Below are 25,383 nucleotides of genomic sequence, written 5' to 3' on the forward strand. Positions count from 1 at the left end.
ATTTATTTCATTGAATTAACCTTTTGTATCATTTTATCAGTTAAATCATACTTAGCGTCATAGGCAACAGTCGAATTTTTATTCAAAATAAAGTCAAGATTATTTTCTTTTCGTAATTGCTCAGCAGCTTGCTTAACTCTAGTCTCAAAAGTTGTATTCATACTTTGTAAGCTCGTTTGAACTCTTGACTGTAAGCCTTGCTGTGTTGAATTAAATTCATTTAATTTCGATTGATACTGAGATTGTAATTTTTTAATCTCATCTTCTTTCATTTTTTGGCCTTGAGTCTGCGCTTGACGTTGAAGCCCTTCTAACTCTTTACCTAATTGCTCAAGCTTAGTTGTAGTTGGTTTCACTGACTGGTTTAAGCTTGCATTTTGCTGTTTCAAATAAGTACTACTTTCAACAACTTTAGCTAGATCAATTACCCCATAACCAGCTGCATTAGCTGCTACAGAAGCCACCGTCAGGCCTAACCCTAACATTAATTTATTTAATTTATTCATGTAAATCTCTTTCCTTATTTCGTTATACAAAAAGATCGTACTTAGAAAGTACGACCAATTTCAAACTGAATTTCTTTAGTTTCATCACCTGGTTTATCATTTAACGGGAATGCATAGCTAAGTGACAATGGACCAATCATCGTAATCCAGGTTACACCAACACCCACACTATAACGTAAGTTACCTAAATCAAATCCATAATTATCTTCACAGTATTTTCTAACGTCTGTAATGGTCTGGCCATTAATCTTCATGCCTTTGTCACCATAAACAGTGTTATCAATGTTACATTTAGTGTCAAAAACCTGACCGCCTTCTGCAAAAAGAACTGGACGCACTTGACGAGTCCAATCACCTTTAAATGGCATTGGTAAAACCAACTCTGTACCAAATTGGACCAGAGCATTACCGCCCACTTCTTCCGGTGAACCATCATTTTGTTTAGTTTCTTGTAGATTTACACTCGCATATTTAGGTCCCAAGGTACTGTTGTCATAGCCACGCACAGAACCGTAACCACCCGCATAGAAGTTTTTATAGAATGGCAAATCATTACCATAGCCTAACTTACCATAACCACGAAGTACAAAGCCGGTACTGCCGATAGGAAAAAATGCTTGAGTATCATAAGTTACTTTTTGATAATCAACATCGCTACCTGGTAAACCAATTTCAAGACCTACACGGTGAGACATACCAGATGTTGGGAAAATTGGTCTGTTTAATGTGTTATAAGACCAGCCCAAGTTTAAGTTATAGGTAAAAAATTCACCCTCAAAAGCACTATTATAGTCTTCAAAACCGCCTTCACATGTATCAGGTATTGGTTGTTGCGTGTTAGGATCTGTTTTATTCTTACCACTTGGACACCAAGATGACTTACCAGTTGCCTTACCGCCATTTGCCAATAAGTAATCACGTACATATGTAGAAACATAAGGACCTGTGGTTACTTTAGTGTTATCAACGCCCACCGAAGCACTTAAACTTTGATTTTCGTCAATTGGGTAACCAAAACTTAAACTACCACCGAAACTATCCGTTACATAGTTATTAACGTTATAGTCATCATTCAGCTTCGTTTTACGATAATAGACATTATAACCGCGGCTTACTCCATCAATTGTAAAGTAAGGGTCAGTAACACTTAAGTTGTAATAGTCTTGAGTTTCAGAACGAGATAAGTCAATTGCAACTCGGTTACCTGTACCCATAAAGTTAGTTTGACTAAGTCCTGCTTGGAACGTAATACCACCACTTTGCGAATAACCGACCGCTAATGTAGTAGTACCTGAATGTTGTTCTTCAACATTTACGTTTAAGTCAACTTGGTCTGGAGAGTTTGGAATACGAGCAGGTTTAATATCAACTGTTTTAAAGAAACCTGTACGCTCTAAACGAACTTTAGATAAGTCAATTTTTTCATTGCTCGCTAATGCACCTTCCATCTGACGCATTTCACGACGTAATACTTCATCAGAAGTTTTGCTATTACCAGTAAAATTAATACGACGTACGGTAACTTGCTGACCTGGGTTCACGTAATAATTTAAGTCAACAACGCCAGTTTCATTATTAATCTGCGGCACAATATTTACATCTGCAAAGTAATAACCTGCATTACCATACTTACGTAAAAGTAATTGCTTAACCGCATTTACTTTTTCTTGTGAATAGGTATCACCATCTTTATAAATTTTTAAAGCTTGTAATTCTTCAGGCTTATAAAGCGCATCACCTAAGAATTTAGTTTGACCAAATTTAAACTGGCTACCTTCATCAACAGCAACCTCAATAAAGATATGCTTTTTATCTTCACTAATATTGAGTTGGGAATTATTAATATTAAAATTAATATAGCCTTTGTTAAGGTACATGGCACGTAAAGCTTCAAGGCTTGCAGCCATTTTTTCACGTGCATAACGGTCATTACGTGTGACTACAGAAGCCCAACCACTTTCTTTAACTGCAAATGCTTGTTTAATTTCACTGTCTTTAAAAACAGTATTACCAATTACATTAATATCAAAGACTTTTGCCGGCGTTCCTTCATTAAAATTAATTTTTAATTCAACGCGGTTATTTGGACGAGCAACAGTATCAACTGTAACATCAGCATCGTAACGGCCTTGTTGAGTATATTGTTGCTCTAATTCTGTCTCAATGGTTTGCAAAGCAGATTTCTTAAAAACCTCACCCTCAGCAATACCCATTTTTTTAAGGCCTTGTTCTAAAGCCTCTTTAGGAATAAGTTTATTACCCTTAAATTCAAGCTTTGAAATAATTGGGCGCTCAATAACATTAAAAACCAAAGTATCATTTTCTTTTGATGCTTTAATATCATCAAAAAGTCCAGTGGCATACAATGTTCGAATTGCTTCGGCGATCATCGGTTCATTAACGCGATCGCCACTGTTGATTGGCAACATGGTATAAACATTTGCAGGGGTAAGACGGACCAACCCGTTTACACGAATATCTCTAACAACGAAATCATCAGCTGCATATGCTTGTTGTACCGCTGCCATAGCGCTAACAAGTGCCAAAGGCATTAAAAAATGTGTGTGCCGCATGCCAGTTTTTTCCAGTAAGTTATAAATCCATATACGTTTACAAACGCATAAAGTCATTAAATAAAGCTAAAAGCATCATACTACCGAGCAGTACCATACCAATTTTTAGACCAAACATTTGTATTTGTTCAGAAACAGGCTTCCCACGAATAGCTTCAATAATGTAATACACTAGATGACCACCATCTAACATTGGAATTGGTAATAAGTTTAAAATTCCAAGACTTACACTCATTAAAGCCATAAAAGAGATAAAGGTTTCCCAACCCATTTCTGCACTTTGGCCAGCTACTTTTGCAATGGTAATTGGCCCAGAAAGATTTTCTAATCCAATTAGTCCCTTAACCATTTTTACTATTGAATTCAAAATCATGCTAGAGATTTGGCCAGTTTTATCAAGTGCCATTTCAAAAGCTTGTATTGGAGTATATTGAATTGTTTGCTTATATTCGTCAGGAATTGTAATTTTTCCAGCATCACTTTTTACACCAAGTACTCCATTTACCTGCCCCATGCTATCACGCTTACCTTGTGGCATAACTTGTAAATGTACTAGTTGTTCATGACGTAAGACATCAATCTTAAGTAACTTTTCTGGGGAACGCTGGACAACTTCTACCACGTCGAACCAATCTTTCATAGGCTGGCCATCAATCGCAACAATACGATCGCCCACTTTCATCCCTTGACGAATCGCCGCACCATCTTCCGTTAACTCTGTTACAACAGCAGGAATCACAGGTCGATAAGGTAAGAAACCTAATACGTCCAGTGCAGATTCATTTTGATTTTTTAAAAAATCTTTAATTGGTAATACAAAATTTTTTTCGGAACCAGCACGGTCCACATCAATATTTACAGTACCTGTTTCCCCAACTCGATCAATCAAAGCAAAGTTTAGCTTTTCCCATGTTGTTGTCTCTTTCCCATCAACAGCAATAATTTTGTCACCTACATGTAACTGGGCTGCTGCAGCTGGAGAGTTTGGAATAATTTTGCCAATTTTAGTATTTAATTGTTCTTGGGCTGGTAAAAACAAAATCCAAAAGAGGAGTACGGCAAAAATCAAGTTAATTAATGGTCCAGCAGCAACAATCGCTATACGTTTCCACGGTTTTTGCCGGTTAAAAGCATATGGTAGATCTTGTTCTGCCACATTACCTTCTCGCTCGTCCAACATTTTGACATAGCCGCCTAAAGGTAAGGCAGAAAGCTGATACTTAATACCAGACTTCTTAGACGTCCATTTCAGTAAAGTTGGTCCAAACCCAATTGAGTAAACTAAAACTTTAACACCAAGTTTTCGCGCAACCCAGTAATGGCCAAACTCATGGATTGCAATTAGAGGCCCAAGTAAAAGAGCTGCCGCTGCAATCATAAACAGTGCATTCATTTCAGCCTCCAATACTTGATATATATTGCTGAGCTACAGATCGGGCCACTTTATCTTTATCTAAAATGCACTCGATGCTTTCAGCCGCTGCATTCTCTAATTTTTCCAAAGTATGCTCTACCACTTGCGGAATACTTGTAAATCCAATCCTTTCCATTAAGAATGCTTCAACTGCAATTTCATTAGCTGCATTCAAAATGGTTGGTGCCAAACCTCCCGCACGCATTGCTTGTCTAGCCAAATTTAATGCAGGAAATTTTTGGGTATCCGGTGCCTGAAAATTAAGTTGAGAATACTCAAATAAATCTAAAGCAGGAACATTAGTTTGTAAACGCTCAGGCCATGCCAATGCATGTGCAATCGGAGTACACATATCCGGGTTACCCATTTGTGCTAATGTTGAGCCATCAACATACTGCACCATAGAGTGAATGATACTTTGTGGATGAACAACAACTGTAACAAAATGTTCAGATATTGAAAATAAATGACAAGCCTCTATTAACTCTAACCCTTTATTCATAAGAGTAGCTGAGTCAACCGAAATTTTTTGTCCCATTGACCAGTTTGGATGTTTACATGCTTGTTGCGGCGTTACATGAGTCAATTGTTCTAAGGAGTGATTTAAAAAGGGACCACCAGATGCTGTAAGCAATATTTTAGATACACCTAGCTGTGGTTGCCCTGTTCTATCTGCTTGTAAATAATTATGAGGTAATGATTGGAAAATTGCATTATGTTCAGAATCAACTGGCAATAACAATGCCTGATGATCACGAGCAGCTTGCATCATGATTTCACCAGACATAACTAATGCTTCTTTATTGGCAAGTAGTACTCGTTTACCTGCCTTAACAGCCGCTAAAGTTGGCAACAGCCCAGCTGCCCCTACAATTGCAGCCATAACAATATCCACATCTGTATGAGATGCGATATCGACTAAACCCTCTTGCCCAGCTAAAACATCAATATCCGATATATTTTGCTGAGCAAATAGTGTTTTTAGTTCAGCTATTTTCTGTTCAGGAACAACAACAACTTTAGGTCGAAACTGTTTGCAGATTTCAACAAGTTCAGAAATTCGACTATGCGCCGAAACTGCAAAGACTGAATACTTATCTGGATGTTGACCTAAAATTTTTAAGGTACTTCGTCCAATAGAACCGGTTACACCCAATATGCAAACAGATTGTGTCATCTATAAATCTACACCAATAAGCTTTAATATATACATTCCCGTTGCAAAAATCGGGGCTGCTGCGAGTAAAGAATCAATACGGTCCAATACACCACCATGACCTGGCAAAACACGGCCAGAGTCTTTAATACCAGCACGGCGTTTGATCATTGATTCAAATAAATCACCTAATACTGAACCGAACACTGTAATTAAAGACAAAATCAAGAATAGAAGTTGTTGAACCCAAGTTAGGTTTAAATATTGATATTGCACCACAAGCATTACAATAATTGTAGTGAGAATACCGCCATATAAACCTTCTACTGATTTATTAGGACTTACTGTAGGCGCCAATTTTCTTTTACCGAATTTACGGCCTACAAAGTAAGCTCCACTATCTGCACCCCACACAAGCAAGAACAAATACATCAACCACCATGGTGAGCTTTGCCATACTACAAAGATTGCAGTCACTGCTGCACAGATAAGAATCAAACCAATGACATACAGGGTCGCGTTATACCACCCATCGAATTCAGGAAAAGACTTGACCCAATAAACACTAACGAGCCAAGTTAAAATTGAAGCAGACCATAACAGTAAAGCAATGTCATGAAAGAATAAGGCAACGCCAGAAACAAAAGCAACAAGTAGACCATAACCCCAAGCTTTAGGTTTTACTACTGCACCAACTTCCCGAGGCATTAACTTATACCATTCATACCCCGCAACTCCTGCTGCTACAATCATAAGTACCAACATTGGATAATGTGATTGCGTAGCAAACATACAGCCCAAAACAACTGCAACAAGTACCAATGCGGTAACAATCCGCTCTAACATTATAATTTCTCGATTTTCTCTTGCTGAATTTGTTCAGATGTTTTACCGAAACGACGTTCACGCCCTGAAAAGACATTCAATGCATGGTCGAATTCTTCCACTGTAAATTCCGGCCACAAAGTATCCGTAAAATACAGCTCCGCATAAGCCGCTTGCCATAACAAGAAGTTAGATATACGGAAATCTCCACCTGTACGGATCAACAAGTCCACAGCTGGCAGATCGTTTAGACTGACATATTTTTCGAACAAATCAACATTTATTTGATCAGCGTCAATTTCGCCACGGGAAACTGCTTGAGCAACCTGCTTAGCTGCATTTGCAATATCCCACATACCACCATAGCTTACTGCAATAGTTAATGTCATGGTGTCATGATGTGCTGTTTGTTGCTCTGCATCTTCCATTAAGGCAACTAAATGTGAAGGTAATCGGGAACGATCCCCTATAAAGCGCAAAGCAATATTGAATTTCTTCATGCGAGGTATTTGCTCATGAATCGTTTCTTCAAGAAGTTTCATAAGCAGATCGACTTCATATTGTGGTCGATTCCAATTTTCACTCGAAAATGCAAAAACAGTTAAAGCACGAACGCCAGTTTTAACACAATGTTCAACAATAGGGTCAAGAACATTTTTACCCTCTCTGTGCCCATCGCCTTTTTGCATTTGATTTTTCTTTGCAAAGCGATTGTTGCCATCCATGATGATGGCAACATGCTGAGGAAGATGATACTCTTCTGAATCGGTCATAAAAATTAGACCTTCATCAATTCTGCTTCTTTCGCTGCTAGACGCTTGTCTACTTCTGCAACATATTTATCAGTGATTTTTTGGATATCATCGCCTGCACGACGCTCATCATCTTCAGAAATTTCTTTCTCTTTTAACAATGCCTTGATATCACCTAATACATCACGACGAATATTACGGATAGCAACTTTCGCGTTTTCAGCTTCACTACGAGCGATTTTCTGCATATCACGACGTGTTTCTTCAGTTAAAGCTGGCAAAGGTACACGGATTGAATCAGCAGTAATAGGATTTAAACCTAAATCACTTTCACGAATTGCTTTATCAATTGCAGCAACCATCGTACGTTCAAATGGTTGAACGATAAGCGTACGAGAATCTTCAACACCAACGTTCGCTACTTGGTTTAAAGGCACATCAGAACCATAGTAAGGAACCATTACCCCATTTAAAATTGATGGGTGTGCACGGCCGGTACGAACTTTAGCAAACCCTTGTTCCAAAGACTCAAGAGTTTTTAACATACGCTGTTCGCTGTCTTTTTTCAGATCGTTAATCATATGATCTTCCTTACTTATTTATTCAAGGATGTATATAACAAATTTAATTTAGCGCTAGTATAAAGAGCTTTACGGCACACGTACATTATTTAGTAACGCGTGTACCCTCTTTTTCACCCATTACCACTGACAATAGCGCACCAGATTTATTCATATCAAATACTTGTAATGGAACATTATGGTCACGGCATAAGCAAATTGCCGTTAAATCCATAACACCCAGTTTTTCATCTAACACTTGGTCAAATGTTAAATGGTCATATTTCACCGCATCTTCGTATTTACTCGGATCTTTATTATAAACACCGTCTACTTTGGTCGCTTTCAAAATTAAATTTGCTTCAATTTCAATACCACGTAAACATGCTGCTGTATCAGTTGTAAAGAATGGATTTCCTGTTCCTGCTACGAAAACGCACACTTCGCCTTGACTTAAATGACGAATCGCATCACGACTTGAGTAAGACTCTACAACAGTACCGATTGGTAGCGCTGACATAAGACGAGTTCTGATGTTACGGCGCACCAATGCATCACGCATTGCCAAACCATTCATAACAGTTGCAAGCATCCCCATCTGATCACCTGTTACACGGCCAACCAAACCGTCTTTTTGTAACTGACTACCACGATATAAGTTACCGCCACCCACAACGATACCTACTTGCACACCCAAGCCAACCAAATGTGCAATAGAAAGTGACATCTGATCTAAAACTTGAGCATCAATACCCATATCTTTATTACCTGATAAAGCTTCACCAGATAATTTTAATAAAATTCGTGAATAACGGGGGCTGATTGTTTCCGCCATGATTTTGCTCCAAGACCTCTTAAACTGAATGCTTTTTGAATCGCGATTCGATTAGACCGATTTAATTTTAATTAACTTTGCAAATAAGTCGTATTCATCCGCATCGGTAATTTCGACTTCCAACATATCGCCTGGTTGAATAGTGCTCTTATCGATATCTTCTACAAAGACATTACCGTCAATTTCCGGAGCATCGGCATAAGAACGTGCAACAGCAACAGGATATTCATCTTCCAAACTATCGACCAATACAGTCATCGTTTGACCAATACGTTTTTGTAATTTGGCAGCAGAGATTTGTTGCTGCACTTGCATAAAGCGCTCGTAACGCTCTTGCTTAATTTCTTCTGGCACATGATCTGGTAAATCATTTGCCGTAGCGCCTTCTACTGGTGAATAGGTAAAGCAGCCTACACGATCAAGTTGAGCTTCAACCAACCAATCGAGCAAAATCTGGAAGTCTTCTTCAGTTTCGCCTGGAAAGCCAACCACGAAAGTAGAACGGATCACAAGATCCGGGCATTTTTCGCGCCATAATTTAATTTTTTCTAATGTATTCTCACTATGCGCCGGACGTTTCATTAATTTAAGAACGCGTGGGCTTGCATGCTGGAATGGAATATCGAGGTATGGCAAGATTTTACCTTGAGCCATCAAATCGATTACTGCATCAACATGTGGATATGGATATACATAATGTAAGCGAACCCAAATTCCAAGCTGACCAAGTGCTTCACACATGTCAAAGAATTTGGTTTTTACGGGCTGTCCATTCCAGAAATCGAGCTTATATTTGGTGTCTACGCCATAAGCTGAGGTATCTTGGGAAATGACCAAGATTTCTTTTACACCTGCACGTTTTAACGCAGCAGCTTCTTCTAATACGCTTCCAACCGGACGTGATACTAAATCACCGCGCATGCTCGGGATAATACAGAAGGTACAACGGTGGTTACAGCCTTCAGATATTTTTAAATAAGCATAATGTTTCGGTGTTAAACGGATACCTTGCTCAGGAACAAGGTCAATAAACGGATTATGTTTAGGCGGTGCTGGGACATATTCATGTACAGCTTCCATAACGTCTTGATAAGCTGCTGCACCAGTAACTTTTAGAACATTAGGGTGCATTTGACGAATTTTATCTTCGTCTTTACCTAAACAGCCTGTCACAATAACTCGGCCATTTTCACTCATGGCTTCGCCAATCGCATCTAAAGATTCTTGTACTGCAGATTCAATAAAACCACAGGTGTTAACAACAACTAAATCAGCACCATTATAATCTGATGCAACTTGATAACCTTCAGTCTTTAACTGAGTTAAAATTCGTTCAGAATCTACCAATGCCTTAGGACAACCTAAAGAAACAAAACCGACTTTGGGGGTCTTCATGAATCTGCGCTCCACTTGAATGCGCGTATTGTATGTCTTTTCTCGTCTCAAGCATAGGTGGAAACCCCACTCTTTGTGTAATGCACCAAAATACAACCAATATTTGCACCAAAACTCAATATTGCACCAAGTTGGATCATGATATTATTGGTATATACATCCGTATTTTTGACCAAAAGATATTAAGAACGATTTTAGAGCGCTTTAATTACGCTTAAAACCTTAAAATAAACCATAAACAAAGTTGGCGTACATTTTGCATCAATCATGTTCTATAACGGTGAAAACCGATAACCAATGAAGATGCCATTGCGCCATTTTAAGACAGGAACGATTCGCTAATGGATCAACACACACCTATCGACTATCGCCTATTGGTAGACAATTTAACTACTGCGATTTTATTAATCGATAGTAACTTTAATATTTTTTATTTAAATTCCGCTTGTGAAGCACTTTTTGACATTAGTTTGCTTCGCGCTTCTGGACAACCGGTTTTAAATTTACTTCATGCACCTGATGATACCTTTAATACACATGAAGCCTTATTGAACACATTAAAAACGGGACAACCTTATACACGTCGTGAAGCCATTATTAATGTCAATTTTAAAGATTTACATGTGGATTATACGGTCTCGCAATTAAATGCAGGTAAAAGCTACCACCCGCTGTTACTTATTGAGTTAAACCCTATTGATCGCATGTTGAAAATTTCTAAGGAAGAAAATCTAATTCAACAACATCAAGTGGCTAGACAACTGGTTCGAGGCGTTGCTCACGAAATTAAAAATCCTCTGGCCGGTATTCGGGGGGCAACTCAGTTACTTGCTCGTAGTTTAAATGACGAGAGCTATGCTGAATTTACAGATATTATTATTAACGAGGTAGATCGTCTCACCAATTTGGCCGACACCATGTTGGGCTCAAGACAATTGCCAAGTTATGAAAATGTAAATGTGCATGAACCTCTAGAACGGGTACGCTCTTTAATCGCAAATCAGACCAAGAAAAAAATCAAAATTACGCGTGATTATGATTTGTCTCTACCCGATGTAAAAGCCGATCGAGATCAGCTCATTCAAGTCATGCTTAATATTAGCGTTAATGCAATTCAAGCTATTACAGAAAATAAATCATTTTTTACAGATCAAGAGCCTGAATTAATTTTACGTACCCGTATTCAACGTCTAGTCACTATTAATGGAGTACTTAACCGCTCTGCTGTACGAGTCGATATTGAAGACAATGGACCGGGTATTCCCGAAAGCATTTTAGAGTCTGTGTTCTATCCTTTGGTTACAGGACGAGCAAAAGGCACAGGGCTTGGCCTGAGTATTGCACAGAACATCATGCATCAACATAACGGAATGATTGAATGCCAATCAGTTCCTGGAAAAACAATGTTTAGCTTATATTTACCTTGGGAGTCAGACCGTGTCGCGAAATAAAATATGGGTTATTGATGACGATCGCGCCATGCGATGGGTACTTGAAAAGACCTTTAAAGAAGAAGGATTTGACGTCACCAATTTTGAAGAAGCTCAAACAGCACTTGAACGTTTACATCATGATGCGCCCGATGTCATCTTAACTGACATTCGTATGCCAGGTATTGATGGGTTAACTTTCTTATCTAAAGTGAAAAACTCTCACCCCGACTTGCCTGTTATCATTATGACAGCGCATTCGGACTTAGAGTCTGCTGTATCAAGCTATCAGACTGGTGCATTTGAGTATTTACCAAAACCATTTGATATTGATGAAGCTTTAGCTCTAGTCAATCGAGCGATTTTGCATATCAATAAATTGCAGCAGCAAGAAGCGACAAAAACAGCTTCACCACTACAATCAACAGAAATTATTGGCGAATCTCCTGCTATGCAAGAGGTTTTCCGAGCGATTGGTCGTTTATCTCAGTCGCATATTACCGTTTTAATTAATGGTGAATCAGGCACAGGTAAAGAACTGGTTGCGCATGCTTTACATAAACATTCTCCACGACGCGCTAAGCCTTTTATTGCTTTAAACATGGCAGCAATTCCTAAAGATTTAATCGAAACGGAATTATTTGGTCATGAAAAAGGTGCTTTCACGGGTGCAAACACCCAACATCAAGGCCGCTTTGAACAAGCAAATGGCGGAACACTATTCCTTGATGAAATTGGTGACATGCCCTTTGAAACACAAACTCGATTGTTACGTGTGCTCGCAGATGGTGAGTTTTACCGAGTTGGTGGACATATACCCGTTAAAGTAGATGTCAGAATTGTCGCGGCAACCCATCAAGACTTAGAAAAACTGGTGAATGAAGGTCGTTTCCGTGAAGACTTATACCACCGTCTAAATGTTATTCGAATTCATATTCCGAAGCTTGCGCATCGCAGTGAAGACATCCCGATGCTGGCTCAACATTTCTTGGCTCGCGCGGGTAAAGAGCTAGGCGTAAGTCCAAAGATTTTACGCACTGAAACAACGGACTATATGCAACAATTACCATGGCCTGGTAATGTTCGTCAGCTTGAAAATACCTGCCGTTGGTTAACCGTCATGATTACTGGTCGTGAGGTTTATCCAGAAGATTTACCTTCTGAGCTTAAACAGGTTCCACTCCAAAAAAGTAGTGAGACTAGTCAACCAGCACCATCTTTTGAACGTATTTCTTTGCACCATTGGGATGAGCTACTAAGCCAATGGGCAATTCAAAAACTTAAAAATGGTGAAATGAAGATTTTAGACATTGCTACTCCAATGTTTGAGCGCACCTTAATTAATGCAGCACTACAGCAAACTCGTGGGCGCAAACGTCATGCAGCCGAGCTGTTAGGTTGGGGTCGTAACACCCTAACCAGAAAGTTAAAAGAGCTAGGCATGGATTCTGCTGATGACGATGATGAGGACGAACATAAAGCAACATTGTCAGAAGCTTAAAACCGAAGTAAAAATCAAAAAGCGGCTAATTTAATTTAGCCGCTTTTCTTTATGACTATTTAAATCGGAATTGACTATCAAACTAAAATGTGAACATACAGTTACATGATCAAAAAATTCTAAAAACCCATATAACTTATTATATCTTATAAATTTTCCACAAACCTACACTCTACTTATTGTTTACCAGATGACCTAAAAACATACCAATGACCATCGTTAAAGATAGATTTGCTATACTAGATAAGCAGTGTTAGCCGTCGTTATTAAATTTTATGCATGATCCAGTCCTTGAGTCACATCATCTCGTATGTGAGAAACCCCAAACACGCCGCGGTATAGAACGTCGTTTAGCTCTATTGCTAAGCGCAACCGAGCTGTTTTTGGAAAAAGGATATGATGCCGGCTCTCTTGACGACATCGTTAATCATGCTGGTGGTTCAAAAACCTCTATTTATAAATACTTTGGTAATAAAGATGGCTTATTTACTGCAATCTGCGATTATCGCCGTGAAATGTTTTTTAAAGATATCTGTATTGCATTTCAACCAGAGCGAACTTCTTTAAAAGATTATTTAATCCATACTCTCATCCGTTTTTATAAGCACATTATTCAACCTGAACATATTGCCTTTTTACGTTTAGTTATTGAACAAACTCAATGTAATGCAACTTTGAGCCAATACTTATATGAAAAGTGTGCTCTGGATGTCCAAAATACAATTGCTCAAGCCTTACTCATATCTCATCAATCAGGTGAAATTACCTGTACATCTCCTGATCATTCCTCTCTTATGTATTTTGGAATTTTACGTGATATTGAATGGCGAATGATTATGGGAATGCCTCTTCCACCCAATGAGACAGAAGTTATTGATTATATTAACTATTGTGTTGATATTTTCTTAAAGGGCCATCATAAAGTCTAATTCTTTTGCATTTTGAAATGCTTATAGTATAGTAGACTTCTTTTTTCCCACTTCCACCCAGCCAACAACAGATAATTGTTGTAATTCAAAACAATTATTATGGAGTAGCTACATGGCTCTAAGACATTTCCTGACTTTACGTGATCTATCCACTCTAGAACTTAATCGCATTTTAGAACGCGCAAGCGATCTTAAGAAAATGCAGCAAAGCAATAAGGTATATCAACCTTTTGTTGGTAAAGTATTGGGAATGATTTTTGAAAAATCGAGCACACGCACTCGTATTTCTTTTGAAGCCGGTATTAATCAATTCGGTGGCAGTGCCATTTTCTTATCACCTCGTGATACGCAATTAGGCCGTGGTGAACCGATTGAAGATTCAGCACGTGTTATTTCAAGCATGCTTGATATCGTAATGATTCGTACTTTTGGTCACGATATTGTTGAACGTTTTGCATCTTATTCAAAAGTTCCCGTTATCAATGGCTTAACTGATGATCACCATCCTTGTCAGTTACTTGCAGATTTACAAACTTATATTGAACATCGCGGTAGCATTGAAGGCAAAACCGTAGCTTGGATTGGTGATGGCAATAATATGTGTAATTCATACATTGAAGCTGCACACATGATGGGTTTCAAACTCAAGATTGCATCACCAAAAGGTTATGAACCTAAACCTGAATTTTTAGTAGAGTTTGGGCATTGTGTTGAACTTTTTGATAATGCGGAAGATGCGGCTGTAAATGCTGATCTTATCGTTACAGATGTATGGGCAAGCATGGGACAAGAAGAAGAACAGAAGCTCCGTGAAAAAGCCTTTGCTGATTTTCAGGTTAACGAGAAATTAATGGGGCTTGCACACCCGGACTGTTTATTCATGCACTGCTTACCTGCTCATCGTGGTGAAGAAATTTCTGAAACCATGCTCGACCATAAAAATGCCGTCGTATGGGACGAAGCAGAAAACCGTCTGCATGCACAAAAAGCTTTAATGGAATTTTTACTCAACGAAAATTTGAAAAAAGCTTAATTTCTAATTCAAAAAACAGCATCGTTAAGGTGCTGTTTTTTATTTTTATAAGATCCCTATTCCCCTCATTTATTATTTTAAAAATTTTTATGATGTTGCCCAATATATAAACAGTCTATATTTCAACTGTCACACATAATCGTGTATAACATTCTACACAATAAGCCAAGCCTACTCGTGTAGAGTGCGATTATGACAACCCTTGAACAATCATTATCTGAAATCCCTGCATTTTCGATCATTCATGAACATTTATTTAGTTCAGCGCAACCTTCTATCGAACAACTTAAGTTCATTAAAGAGTATGGTTGTAGCACTGTTATAAATTTAGCTTTATCGAATTCACCAGATAGTATTAAAAATGAAGATCAGGTCTGTCTTGAATATGGTTTAAATTATATTCATATTCCAATTGACTGGGAAACACCCTCTTCTGACCAATGCTTATTAGTTTTAGATTTGATTGATCATTTAGTGCAGAATGAAATTGTTTGGTTACATTGTGCCAAAAATAAACGCGTAAGTTGTCTTATGTATGTCTACAGACAATTTTATATGAATATGGATATGCCAACCTGTCAGGATTTGCTTCATGAGATTTGGGAGCCAAATGAAACATGGACAGGACTCATTCATAGTATTACCTTACAGCTTCAAGGCCGTAAGGCTACCTTAGAACTTCAACAGTCTTTGCAACAAACCAATGATTTAGTTTAATGAGATATTAACACCGTCGCTGTTGCTAAAATTCCTTCTTGGCGACCAGTAAATCCAAGTTTTTCGGTTGTGGTCGCTTTGATACTAATTTGATTTAAATCTACATTTAAAACATCTGCAATGCTTTGACGCATTTCCAAATTGTATTTGGCTAATTTAGGACGCTCACAAGCTACCGTAATATCAGCATTATTTAAAAGATAACCTCGGTCTAATATTAATTGATAAACATGTTTAAGTAGAACACGGCTATCCGCTCCTTTAAATTCTGGATCTGTATCCGGAAAATGCTGACCAATATCACCAAGTGCTAGAGCACCTAGTAAGGCATCGCATAATGCATGTAGCACGACATCGCCATCAGAATGTGCCTTCAAACCATGCGTATGCGGAATTTGAACGCCAGCTAAGGTTACGAAGTTACCCTCTTCAAAGGCATGCACATCCATTCCTTGTCCAATACGAATTTGAGCAACCATATAAACTCTTCCCTTCTATTATAAAAGCTTAAGAAATCTTGTATTCAACCGTCGTGTTTCGCTATAGTACACTTAGCAAAGTAGACTGAAAGTATAAGCGATCATGCCGTCGAATACTGATATGAATCAATTGAAAAGATTAAGTTTTGTCGTGACATTGAGTTGTTTATGCTCATCGCTTGTTTTTGCAGAGTCTATCGACTGCTCCAACTCAAAAGCAGAGCTAAAAATCTGTTCAAAAACCTTTAGCGAAGCACGAAAGCAGCTCAACAATAAATATCTTTCTGCATACTTGGTCACAGATGCCCCACTGCAGCTTCTACAAGATACTCAAACATTGTGGCTTAGACAAACACAACAATGCAAAACCAATTCATGTATTCAACAACAGTTTGATGTACGTGGTGATGATTTAAATTTTTATGCTTCACTTAAACAAACCCTGACTCAGCATTATCTTAAATTTGAAAATGGACATATTGCATCTCAGCCCGTTCATTTACAAATACATCAACTTGCTAAAGATAAAATCAAAATTGAAGGTTTAGCTTACCGTAATCCGAATAACCGAAAAGAAACCCAAACGGTTTCACTTATGGCTTACAGCTCTCCTGAACAGAAAAGTGAAATTTTAGATAATGAACATAACTGTAAATATAAATTTGACTTTCAGAAAGCACTGCTCATCGTAAAAACCCAGCAAAAAGGTTGTGAGCGCTTCACAGGAATTTATCGTCTGTACGACTAGTGAATATAAAATAAAAAAGCCAGTGCATAGACACTGGCTTTTCTTTTTATGCTGGATACTTTTGTTGAATGTCTTGACTCACCAAAACAGCTGTAGCTGCTGACAAAGTCCAGCCTAGATGACCATGTCCCGTATTATAGAAAACTCGAGACTGTTTAGACTGTTTCACAACTGGCAACATATTAGGCATCATTGGTCTTAAACCCGCCCAAGGCACAACATGCTCAGTTGAAATGTCAAAATTGCGGTTTACCCAATTTACCAAAGGTTGAATACGGTCGGCTCGAATATCTCGATTATAACCATTAAACTCGGCCGTACCTGCTACACGTAAACGATCTGGTCCTAAACGAGACGTTACAATTTTAGCGCTCTCATCCAACAAACTCACCCACGGTGCATTTTTTATACTTTTTTCATCTTTTAATTGGACGGTAATTGAATAACCTTTGACCGGATAAACATTTACACGTTCACCAATCATATCAGCTAACTGATAACTTCCTACACCACCACACACCACCAAAACATCACCTTCTAATTGAAAGCTGTCTGTTTGGGAAAGATGCGGATGCTCAGCACTTGGCTGACAATTCAGTACCACTTTATCTGCATGACACTTAATATCAGTAACTTCCAAACCGAATTTGTACTGAACGCCATATTGTTTAGTCTTTTCAGCTAAAGAGGTTGAATATTTATGGATATCACCGGTTGCATCGCTTGGTGTGTAATAGCCACCAAAGTACTCACCCGTTAAAGAAGGTTCAATTGATTTCATTTCCTCAGGTGAAACCGAGTAACGTTCTAAAGTCCCTTTATTTAAGACATCATTAACTCGCTTGGCTATGTCATAATCATCCTTAGTATGATACATATGAAGAATACCACGTTTCTCCAAATCAAATTGAAGCTGCTCTTTTTCAGCTACGTCAAACAAGCGCTTACGCGCAAGCAATGCCAAGCGAACGGTTTCTATTGTATTGGCTTCATAATTTTTAATATGAGACAAAAACTCAACCAACCAACTATATTTATGTAGGCTAAAGGAAGGATTCAATAATAAAGGAGCATCTTTTTGCCTCATCCATTTAAAACCTTTTATAACGGTCGCTTTCTGGTTCCAGACTTCTGCGTTACAAGCAGATAATTGCCCTCCATTTGCAAATGATGTTTCCATGGCTGGATAAAGATGGCGATCAATCACTGTGACTTGGTAACCTAATTGAGATAATTCATAGGCTGAAGTAACCCCTGTGATTCCTGCACCAATCACAATAACATGTGGCATAACAGACTCCTCTGAAATGCAAAAACATTTCATCAGTACAGCCCATCTGTCATTTGTACCTGAGAGTTTCGACCTAAATACTACCTTTTAGTATTTCGATCTTCCCCTTCGGTGAGTTTATGACTTATAAGTTTTTATTCTCCATGCTTATAAATCTTAAGCTGCTCTCCAGATTTTTTAATTATTACAGTCCTTTTGCCTGAGAGTTTCCGGGCCTGTTGCTCCTTCGGCGGGTTCTTAAGAACCTCTCTCCCGCAATAATTTTGTATTTATATAAGCAATGTATCTGCCACTTTTAAAAAAACGCATTCTTTTCTTGTAAACTTTTGTACAACCCACCAAAAAAATACACAATCTTTTGATTTAATTATAAAAAAGGTGAATTATAAGAATTCACCTTTTGATATTCATTAGAGCTTTCCATTAAGCACTTGGTCCGAAACGGTACCTTTCCATTGCTCCCGCAAGGTTGGCAAATAAAATTTCTCGCCTATTGTGAACAGTTCAGCATCAATGAGTGCATGAATTTCGTGCATAAAAATATAATCCAATGCAACTAGAGAAAGTTGATGATTTTTTTGTGCTACTTTTTTACGTTTCGCTTGAGCTTGTTTAATTAGCTCATTTGCAAAGTTTTTATCTTTATAAGCAGTAATGGCATTTAAACGAAGCTCAATCACACCCCAACCTGCCAATAACTTTTTGAAGATTTCAAAGTCTTTTGAGGTTGATTCCCAAGTTACATTTTCCAGATCATTATCTTCAGGTAAAACAGGTAATAATAAATCACCAGTACTTGGAAAAATCTTTTTAAGATTTAACAGAAATTTAACAGGCTGATCACTTGGGTAATCATTAAATTGCACATGTTGTTGAGTATCTGTTAAATAAATAGAGAGCATTCAAAAAAATCCTTAGCTAAACTACTGTTTTTCATAATTAATTTAAAAATTGCAAAAACAAAAGCAATTAAAAAATAATATAAAAACAGGATAAGGTGGGCATTTTAACAATTATGGCAGCTTATTCAACACCAAGTTGGTTTGATAAAGCTTAATAAGGAATAATTACAACCTAGAAACTTGCAAATAAACCTTATACAACTTTGAAAATTAAAAATATGTATATTTTAGATATATTATTTTTTAGTTTACTATTAAATTTAGTGTTATAATACAGTGATTTACTCACTTTCATCTGGGCTTCCATAGAAATGAATAGATTACAATTAATTTTATTAGTTTTAAGTACTGCTACTTTTTCTCCTTTTGTATTTTCTGAAACAACTATCTCCCCAACCAAATATGAATTTTATGGACAAGAGTCAAAACGCCATAAGAGTATGCTTGAGGTAAATAATAGTTCAGATCATAAAATTAACGAATCACAACACAATCCTTTCCGCTCTGATTCAAACAAACAAAACGTAGATTTTTTTGAGATTGCAAAACACTACCAAGAACAGCAACCACAAAACACTTATTCTCACTCTCCCGACCATACTGTAAATATGAGTGATCATGAACGAAGTCTCTATTACATTAGAAATCATGACAATATGGGCCTTCAAAGAGATGTTCGTTATCAACAATATAGGTCATTAAAACAACAATATGATAAAGGTGTCATTTCTCGTGATGAATATAAAAATAAAGTTTACAAAATCTCAAGATAAGCTTATCTATATTGAAGCCTTCTTTTAAAAAGGAGGCTTCTACAGTTAATTTTGATATAGATTGTTAAAAATATTTTAAATAACAAAGATTCATAGTAAACAAACAATAAAAAGTAAACAGTTTTAGCTTTTAAAACGCGCCACACTACTCAAATCTTCTCTACGAATAAAGGAGATAGCAATGAAGATTCGCGCTTCACGTACCTATTCAACTTATTCAAATAATTATTTTATTTCTAAAGAGTATGAATGCAGTGTTATTCCGGTAAAAGGAATGTGCTTTACTGATCTTGGTTTGACCGAAAATGGTGTAATTCAGCCAGTAGAAATTAATGAGGTCACTATAGATCCGGCATCTAATTCTTATCATATTCTTTTAGCTAAAGACTCACATGAATATACAAAAGAAGAATTAAAAAGAAAGTTTGAAGAGATGAAAGTTAATGGCTGGGAATATATAGAAGATCTATTGGTATAGCTCTTATTTTTAATAAATAACTTAGGATAAATGAATGGCCCTAACTTTAACATCTTAAGCATAATAGCCATCAGTAGTTAAGAGTTTGTAAAATCGCTACAAAATATACTGCTGATGGCTATTGTTAAATCGCTTATTTACTATTTGGCGAAACCATTTTTTCAGGTTTAACCACTTCATCAAATTGCTCTGCTGTAACAAGTCCTAGCTCTACAGCAACTTGTTTTAAAGTTTTATTCTCTTTATAAGCAGTTTTCGCCACTTTTGCAGAGTTTTCATAACCAATAACCGGATTTAATGCCGTAACTAACATAAGAGAATTATGCAAGAAATGATCAATTTTCTCACGATTTGGCTCGATCCCTACTGCACAGTGATCATTAAAACTATTACATGCATCACCAAGCAACTGAATAGATTGCAGTAAGTTATAAGCAATTACTGGCATAAATACATTGAGCTCGAAATTACCCGAAGCACCAGCGACATTAATAGTGGTATCGTTGCCAAGCACTTGGGCAACAACCATGGTCATGGCTTCACTTTGAGTCGGGTTCACTTTACCTGGCATAATACTTGAACCAGGTTCATTTTCAGGAATACGGATTTCGCCGAAGCCACAACGTGGGCCACTTGCTAACCAACGAATATCATTGGCAATCTTGTTTAAGCTTACCGCTAGAGTTTTTAATGCGCCTGATGCAAAAACAGCAGCATCACGTCCTGCAAGTGCTTCAAATTTATTAGGAGCGGTAACAAATGGCAAACCCGTTAAAGCTGCAAGCTGAGCTGCTGCCTTAACAGCATAGTCAGGATGAGCATTTAACCCAGTTCCTACCGCTGTGCCACCTAATGGTAACTCATACAGACCACTTAAAGCTTGCTGTAAACGTACTAAACCATGCTCGAGCTGAGAAACATAACCGCTAAACTCTTGACCAAGTGTCAGTGGCGTCGCGTCTTGTAAATGGGTACGGCCAATTTTAACAATATCTTGAAATTCGTCCGACTTTTTTTGCAAAGTCGCTTTAAGCTGTTCTACGGCTGGAATCAGTAATTCATTAATTTGCAAACTTGCCGCAACATGAATAGCCGTTGGGAATGAGTCATTAGTAGATTGTGCGCGGTTAACATGATCGTTCGGATGTACCGGCTTTTGTGCTCCAAGCGCTTGGCCTAGCTTTTGATTTGCAATATTTGCAATCACCTCATTACAGTTCATGTTACTTTGCGTACCTGAACCTGTTTGCCAAACCACGAGTGGAAACTGAGAGTCCCATTTCCCTGCAATCACTTCCTCGGCTGCCCCCACAATATATTGGCTCAAATCTTGTGGTAACTGGCCTAACTCTGCATTGGTTATTGCCGCTGCTTTTTTTACCAAGCCCATCGCTCGAATCATGGCACGGGGTAAACGCTCCTGCCCGATTTTAAAGTTCTGTAAGCTACGTTGGGTTTGTGCACCCCACAGCGCTTCATTCGGAACTTCAATCTCACCCATTGTGTCATGTTCAATTCGTGTTTGCATAGAAACCTCGGTTATCTGGTTAAAGAACTCACGGGCTGAAGCAATTTATGCTTTGGCTAGTTAATTTTAGTATCGTACTCAAGCATTCCATTATTGTAAATAAGAATCATTATCTTATCTTCCATTTAATGTATTTTGATAAAATCTCCATTCATCTTCAATCATTTGTTTTAAAGTTCGCTTAGGTGCCCATTGTAATAAAGTTTTTGCTTTTCCTATATTTGCACCAATCTGTGCTAACTCTTCATGCTTATAAATCGCAGATTGTGTCGAAATTTCGGCTTGGGTAACCTGTGAAATTTCATCTAATAATTGACGAATCGAATGCACTTGCTCATGAGCAATATTAAAAGCTTCACAGCAATGGCTTTGATCACGTAACCAATGTAAAGTTGAGCTTACTGCCTCACATACATCTAATACATGTAAAAAGCTACGTTCTACGGTATGGTCCTCGGTAGAAGACTGATCCTGTAACTCAATTAAATCACGTTGCATCGCTGCAACTTGCATGGCAAGCGGTACAATATTTTTAGGGAGCTGGGCTACATACTCGCCTAATACGCCATGCTCAAAAGCACCTACAATATTTGATAGACGTAAAATTGCAATTTTCCATTCATGATCAATTTTGTAAGTATCACGGATGATTTCTTCAATCATCTGTTGCGACTTAATATAAGGGTTAGGATAAGCATAGTTGAAATCATCTGTTTCACTTAACTGTGAACCAGATTTTCCATAGACTGCCAAACTAGATAAATGAATAAAATGACGGACGCCTGTACGTTGCATTGCACGCAATAGGCTCATGATACAACTGACATTATCATTATAATATTCAAGCGGTTTTAAATTAGACTCTTCAATAGATTTAAAACCAGCCGTATGAATGACTGCATCAATTGAGTACTGTTCAAATACTTTGTTCAATGCAGGCGTGTTACGTACATCAAGTTTAACAAACGGAACGTACATACCAGAGATGTATTCTAACCGCTCAAGCGTTTGCAAGGTCGAGTTAGCCAAATTATCGACAAGAACCACTTCTTGGCCTTGAGCCATGAGACTCAATGCAATATGTGAACCGATAAAGCCTAAACCACCTGTCACTAAAATCATTGTATACTTACCTTTCTCTTAATGTATCTACGCCCATTTAGACGTATGACCATAGTGAATTCTCAATGAGTACATTACTACTAATAACCTCTGCTCCTACTTCGATCCATGCTTGGCATGCGCTGGGCCTAGCTCAGGCACTCAAAAGTAAAAATGAAGACTTTCGTGTATTCTTTTACCAAGATGGCGTTCAAGTTGCGAATGATTTTCAGTGGGTTCCTGACGACCAGCGTAATTTAACGCATGAATGGCAAAAGCTCGCGATCAGACTTCCTGTTTGCGTTAGCGCTGCTCTTGCACGCGGGATTACCGATGCAGAAAATGCGAGCCGCCATCAACTTAGTCATCACAACCTAGCGAACAACTTTGAGTTGGTTGGTCTAGGTGAACTTGCTGATGCAGTACAGTCAGCCTCTCGTCTTCTTCAATTTTAAGTTACTTTGTTAACTTAGATTGTTGCTTTTAAAAGGTATATTGTGTGAAAACTGTACTCGTTATTTTGACCCAAGCCAATCTAACCAGCCTACAAGTCAATGAAAGCCTCGCCGCTACTATGGTTTTAGCAACCTTTGGCTCACCAGTCAAAGTATTATTAAAAGATGCGGCTCTTAGTCTTTTACAAAATGAACGTAACTTCGACCAATTGCAGCATGCTTTTAAAATTGCTTCAAACATGGTGGATAGCTTTGAGTTTTATGACTTAAGTCCAATCCTTGTTGAAGCTAAAAACAAACAGCATCCATTTGTTCAAAACAGCGAGCAGGAACTAGAATTTGTTCAGTTAGATACTGAACTCATCCAGTCTTTCGATCATGTCTTATATTGGTAGATAAAGGTGTAATTTTAATGACGCAATCAACTCTTTATCTTGTGCAAGCTTCTTATCACCATACTCCTCGCATTATTGAAGAACTTGCAAAGCTATTTCATAAAGATGATCAAATTGTTTTTATGGGTGACTCAACTGCTCAACTTTCGATAAATATTTGTCAGCAGTTTGGCTCAGTTTCTTGTTTGTCTCATGAAAAAGATTTAATTGATGCAGAAACCTTGGCTCAGGTTAAGGTATTGAACTATGATCAGTTTGCGGATCTGGTTTTACAATTTAATCGATGCATTTCTTTGAAATAATATAGTTAGGCTCATTTTTATGAATTTAGAATTAGATCAAGATGGTCATTTAGTCGACTATACGATTTGGAATCCCGAAGTAGCACAGGAACTCGCCAAATCTCTCGATCTTGAATTAACAGATTGGCATTTTGAAGTTTTAGCTGCGGTTCGCCAATTTTATCAGCAATTTGGGCATTCTCCTGCAACACGTCCTTTGATTAAGTTTTTAATGAAAACTGTAAGTCCAGATATTAATAATGCTGTTTTACAGCAAAAATTTAATACCGGTTTAGTTGCTCGCCATCTCAGTCGCTTGGCAGGTATTCCTAAACCGGCAAATTGTTTATAAATTTTTATGCGAATTTTTTAGCGGCAGCGACACATAAAATTGTTACTGCCGTTACCATTAACATCGACCAACTTACGTGTTCATGTAATAAAAGTGCGGCAATCGCGAGTCCCATTAAAGGTTGTAAAAGCTGTAGCTGGCTAATTGCAGCAATACCGCCTTGTGCAAGCCCTTTGTACCAGAAAAAGAACCCTATGAGCATACTAAATAAAGATACATAAACCAGTCCTGCTACCGCTGATGTAGATACATCTTGAAAGGAAACAGGCATATAAAAAAGAGTAGCGAGCAGCATAATCGGTAAAGCTAAAATAAGCGCCCAACAAATCACCTGCCATCCACCTATTTTTTTCGAAAGTACTCCGCCTTCTGCATAACCAAATCCACATAGAATAATTGCAATAAGCATGTATAAATCGCCAATGCCAAAAGAAGCTTCACCCGATAAGAAAAACATATAGGTAAAAACAACCAAACTGCCTAAAATTGCAAATATCCAAAAAAATAAATTTGGCTTTTCTCCACCTCTCACTACTGCAAATATGGCAGTAGCTAATGGCAGAAGGCTAACAAAGACAATCGAGTGGGCTGCGTTCATATACTGTAGAGCAAGCGCAGTAAATAAGGGAAAACCAACTACAACGCCTAAAGCCACAATAGCGAGTGGCCACCAATCTTGTTTAGCAGGCTTTTTTTCCTTAAGCAAAAAGATAAAAATTAAACCCAAAACTCCTGCAATGACAGCTCTTGCTGCTGTTAGAAAACCAGGCTCAAAACCTGTTACCGCAACACGGGTAGCCGGTAATGAACCGGCAAAAATTGCTACCCCAATAAAACCATTCACCCAACCGTTCATAAACTTTTGCATATTATTCTCCGCAACTATACGAAGAATTTAAGCTGTGATATGGTGTCAAAACCAGATACAAAGCAGTACAATTTAAAAAAACTGTTATGTATAAGCAAACAGTACA

27 protein-coding genes and 1 riboswitch are annotated in these 25,383 nt (G+C 37.9%); of the genes, 12 read left to right on the forward strand and 15 right to left on the reverse strand.

The window, feature by feature from the left end; translation table 11 throughout:
- Positions 1 to 2 precede the first annotated feature (2 nt).
- The 9 genes from G9371_RS12965 to rimO all read right to left on the reverse strand — a co-directional run bounded on the left by G9371_RS12965 (position 3) and on the right by rimO (position 10,016).
- Complete coding sequence (locus tag G9371_RS12965) at positions 3 to 506, reverse strand: OmpH family outer membrane protein (RefSeq protein ID WP_001037943.1); 504 nt, start codon at positions 504 to 506, stop codon at positions 3 to 5.
- A 41-nt stretch (positions 507 to 547) separates the two neighbouring features.
- Complete coding sequence (bamA, locus tag G9371_RS12970; RefSeq protein WP_025464922.1) at positions 548 to 3,079, reverse strand: outer membrane protein assembly factor BamA; 2,532 nt, start codon at positions 3,077 to 3,079, stop codon at positions 548 to 550.
- Positions 3,080 to 3,116: 37 nt separating this feature from the next.
- Positions 3,117 to 4,472: an RIP metalloprotease RseP gene (rseP, locus tag G9371_RS12975; RefSeq protein ID WP_000992586.1), complete on the reverse strand. Its 1,356-nt coding sequence runs from the start codon at positions 4,470 to 4,472 to the stop codon at positions 3,117 to 3,119.
- A gap of 1 nt (position 4,473) precedes the next feature.
- The gene (ispC, locus tag G9371_RS12980; RefSeq protein ID WP_000194641.1) at positions 4,474 to 5,670 is read right to left on the reverse strand and encodes a 1-deoxy-D-xylulose-5-phosphate reductoisomerase; all 1,197 of its coding nucleotides are present in this window, start codon (positions 5,668 to 5,670) and stop codon (positions 4,474 to 4,476) included.
- Positions 5,671 to 6,495, reverse strand: a complete 825-nt coding sequence (locus tag G9371_RS12985; protein WP_000893489.1) for a phosphatidate cytidylyltransferase — start codon at positions 6,493 to 6,495, stop codon at positions 5,671 to 5,673. It abuts the gene before it with no gap.
- Positions 6,495 to 7,247: a polyprenyl diphosphate synthase gene (gene uppS, locus G9371_RS12990; protein ID WP_029424746.1), complete on the reverse strand. Its 753-nt coding sequence runs from the start codon at positions 7,245 to 7,247 to the stop codon at positions 6,495 to 6,497. The genes G9371_RS12985 and uppS overlap by 1 nt, the downstream gene beginning before the upstream one ends.
- A 5-nt stretch (positions 7,248 to 7,252) precedes the next feature.
- Positions 7,253 to 7,807, reverse strand: a complete 555-nt coding sequence (gene frr, locus G9371_RS12995; RefSeq protein WP_000606428.1) for a ribosome recycling factor — start codon at positions 7,805 to 7,807, stop codon at positions 7,253 to 7,255.
- An 85-nt stretch (positions 7,808 to 7,892) separates the two neighbouring features.
- Positions 7,893 to 8,621 (reverse strand): UMP kinase, encoded by a 729-nt coding sequence (pyrH, locus tag G9371_RS13000; RefSeq protein ID WP_000852257.1) that lies wholly within the window; start codon positions 8,619 to 8,621, stop codon positions 7,893 to 7,895.
- A 51-nt stretch (positions 8,622 to 8,672) separates the two neighbouring features.
- A complete protein-coding gene (gene rimO, locus G9371_RS13005) occupies positions 8,673 to 10,016 on the reverse strand; it encodes a 30S ribosomal protein S12 methylthiotransferase RimO (protein ID WP_029424745.1) in 1,344 nt (447 codons plus the stop codon).
- Positions 10,017 to 10,357: 341 nt separating this feature from the next.
- Between rimO and glnL the strand changes: the two genes are divergently transcribed.
- The 5 genes from glnL to G9371_RS13035 all read left to right on the forward strand — a co-directional run bounded on the left by glnL (position 10,358) and on the right by G9371_RS13035 (position 15,626).
- Positions 10,358 to 11,467 carry a nitrogen regulation protein NR(II) gene (gene glnL / locus G9371_RS13015; protein ID WP_000371970.1) on the forward strand — a complete coding sequence of 370 codons (1,110 nt, stop codon included), beginning with the start codon at positions 10,358 to 10,360 and terminating at the stop codon, positions 11,465 to 11,467.
- Positions 11,454 to 12,947, forward strand: coding sequence for a nitrogen regulation protein NR(I) (gene glnG / locus G9371_RS13020; protein WP_000089273.1), 1,494 nt, complete (start codon positions 11,454 to 11,456; stop codon positions 12,945 to 12,947). The genes glnL and glnG overlap by 14 nt, the downstream gene beginning before the upstream one ends.
- A gap of 275 nt (positions 12,948 to 13,222) precedes the next feature.
- Entirely contained in the window at positions 13,223 to 13,876 is a 654-nt protein-coding gene (gene adeN / locus G9371_RS13025) for a multidrug efflux transcriptional repressor AdeN (protein WP_029424744.1), read from the forward strand.
- Between the two features lie 112 nt (positions 13,877 to 13,988).
- A complete protein-coding gene (gene argF, locus G9371_RS13030) occupies positions 13,989 to 14,909 on the forward strand; it encodes an ornithine carbamoyltransferase (RefSeq protein WP_002133006.1) in 921 nt (306 codons plus the stop codon).
- A gap of 192 nt (positions 14,910 to 15,101) precedes the next feature.
- Positions 15,102 to 15,626 carry a protein tyrosine phosphatase family protein gene (locus tag G9371_RS13035; RefSeq protein ID WP_000209121.1) on the forward strand — a complete coding sequence of 175 codons (525 nt, stop codon included), beginning with the start codon at positions 15,102 to 15,104 and terminating at the stop codon, positions 15,624 to 15,626.
- Here the strand turns inward: G9371_RS13035 and ispF are convergent.
- Positions 15,623 to 16,105, reverse strand: a complete 483-nt coding sequence (gene ispF / locus G9371_RS13040) for a 2-C-methyl-D-erythritol 2,4-cyclodiphosphate synthase (protein WP_000226514.1) — start codon at positions 16,103 to 16,105, stop codon at positions 15,623 to 15,625. The two genes, G9371_RS13035 and ispF, sit on opposite strands and share 4 nt — an antisense overlap.
- 103 nt (positions 16,106 to 16,208) lie before the next feature.
- On the opposite strand from ispF, the gene G9371_RS13045 reads away from it, so the two are divergent.
- Entirely contained in the window at positions 16,209 to 16,853 is a 645-nt protein-coding gene (locus tag G9371_RS13045; protein WP_001139838.1) for a hypothetical protein, read from the forward strand.
- A gap of 46 nt (positions 16,854 to 16,899) precedes the next feature.
- Here the strand turns inward: G9371_RS13045 and G9371_RS13050 are convergent, their stop codons facing one another.
- Both G9371_RS13050 and G9371_RS13055 read right to left on the reverse strand, forming a co-directional pair.
- Positions 16,900 to 18,144 (reverse strand): D-amino acid dehydrogenase, encoded by a 1,245-nt coding sequence (locus G9371_RS13050; RefSeq protein WP_001120919.1) that lies wholly within the window; start codon positions 18,142 to 18,144, stop codon positions 16,900 to 16,902.
- Positions 18,145 to 18,321: 177 nt separating this feature from the next.
- Positions 18,322 to 18,409: riboswitch (glycine riboswitch) on the reverse strand.
- A 145-nt stretch (positions 18,410 to 18,554) separates the two neighbouring features.
- Positions 18,555 to 19,046 (reverse strand): hypothetical protein, encoded by a 492-nt coding sequence (locus G9371_RS13055; protein WP_000949167.1) that lies wholly within the window; start codon positions 19,044 to 19,046, stop codon positions 18,555 to 18,557.
- Positions 19,047 to 19,357: 311 nt separating this feature from the next.
- On the opposite strand from G9371_RS13055, the gene G9371_RS13060 reads away from it, so the two are divergent.
- Positions 19,358 to 19,819 carry a hypothetical protein gene (locus G9371_RS13060; RefSeq protein ID WP_001081041.1) on the forward strand — a complete coding sequence of 154 codons (462 nt, stop codon included), beginning with the start codon at positions 19,358 to 19,360 and terminating at the stop codon, positions 19,817 to 19,819.
- A gap of 181 nt (positions 19,820 to 20,000) precedes the next feature.
- Positions 20,001 to 20,297: a hypothetical protein gene (locus G9371_RS13065; RefSeq protein WP_029424743.1), complete on the forward strand. Its 297-nt coding sequence runs from the start codon at positions 20,001 to 20,003 to the stop codon at positions 20,295 to 20,297.
- Between the two features lie 133 nt (positions 20,298 to 20,430).
- Here the strand turns inward: G9371_RS13065 and fumC are convergent, their stop codons facing one another.
- Both fumC and G9371_RS13075 read right to left on the reverse strand, forming a co-directional pair.
- Positions 20,431 to 21,825, reverse strand: coding sequence for a class II fumarate hydratase (gene fumC, locus G9371_RS13070; protein ID WP_001194768.1), 1,395 nt, complete (start codon positions 21,823 to 21,825; stop codon positions 20,431 to 20,433).
- A gap of 114 nt (positions 21,826 to 21,939) precedes the next feature.
- Positions 21,940 to 22,947 (reverse strand): NAD-dependent epimerase/dehydratase family protein, encoded by a 1,008-nt coding sequence (locus tag G9371_RS13075; RefSeq protein ID WP_029424742.1) that lies wholly within the window; start codon positions 22,945 to 22,947, stop codon positions 21,940 to 21,942.
- Positions 22,948 to 23,012: 65 nt separating this feature from the next.
- Here G9371_RS13075 and tusD point away from each other — a divergent pair, with 65 nt between their 5' ends.
- From tusD to G9371_RS13095, 4 genes are read left to right on the forward strand one after another with little or no spacing between them, the layout of a single operon-like run.
- Entirely contained in the window at positions 23,013 to 23,381 is a 369-nt protein-coding gene (gene tusD / locus G9371_RS13080; RefSeq protein ID WP_000105718.1) for a sulfurtransferase complex subunit TusD, read from the forward strand.
- Positions 23,382 to 23,425: 44 nt separating this feature from the next.
- Complete coding sequence (locus tag G9371_RS13085; protein ID WP_000859779.1) at positions 23,426 to 23,776, forward strand: hypothetical protein; 351 nt, start codon at positions 23,426 to 23,428, stop codon at positions 23,774 to 23,776.
- Positions 23,777 to 23,793: 17 nt separating this feature from the next.
- Positions 23,794 to 24,078 carry a hypothetical protein gene (locus tag G9371_RS13090; RefSeq protein ID WP_029424741.1) on the forward strand — a complete coding sequence of 95 codons (285 nt, stop codon included), beginning with the start codon at positions 23,794 to 23,796 and terminating at the stop codon, positions 24,076 to 24,078.
- 19 nt (positions 24,079 to 24,097) lie between these two features.
- On the forward strand, positions 24,098 to 24,409 hold the full coding sequence (locus tag G9371_RS13095) for a TusE/DsrC/DsvC family sulfur relay protein (RefSeq protein ID WP_001047539.1): 312 nt from the start codon (positions 24,098 to 24,100) through the stop codon (positions 24,407 to 24,409).
- A 4-nt stretch (positions 24,410 to 24,413) separates the two neighbouring features.
- Here G9371_RS13095 and G9371_RS13100 read toward each other — a convergent pair whose 3' ends face one another.
- Positions 24,414 to 25,277: a DMT family transporter gene (locus G9371_RS13100; RefSeq protein WP_029424740.1), complete on the reverse strand. Its 864-nt coding sequence runs from the start codon at positions 25,275 to 25,277 to the stop codon at positions 24,414 to 24,416.
- Between the last annotated feature and the right edge of the window lie 106 nt (positions 25,278 to 25,383).

The sequence above is a fragment of the Acinetobacter sp. EKM10A genome (assembly GCF_011075215.1).
Classification (GTDB): Bacteria; Pseudomonadota; Gammaproteobacteria; order Pseudomonadales; family Moraxellaceae; genus Acinetobacter; species Acinetobacter baumannii.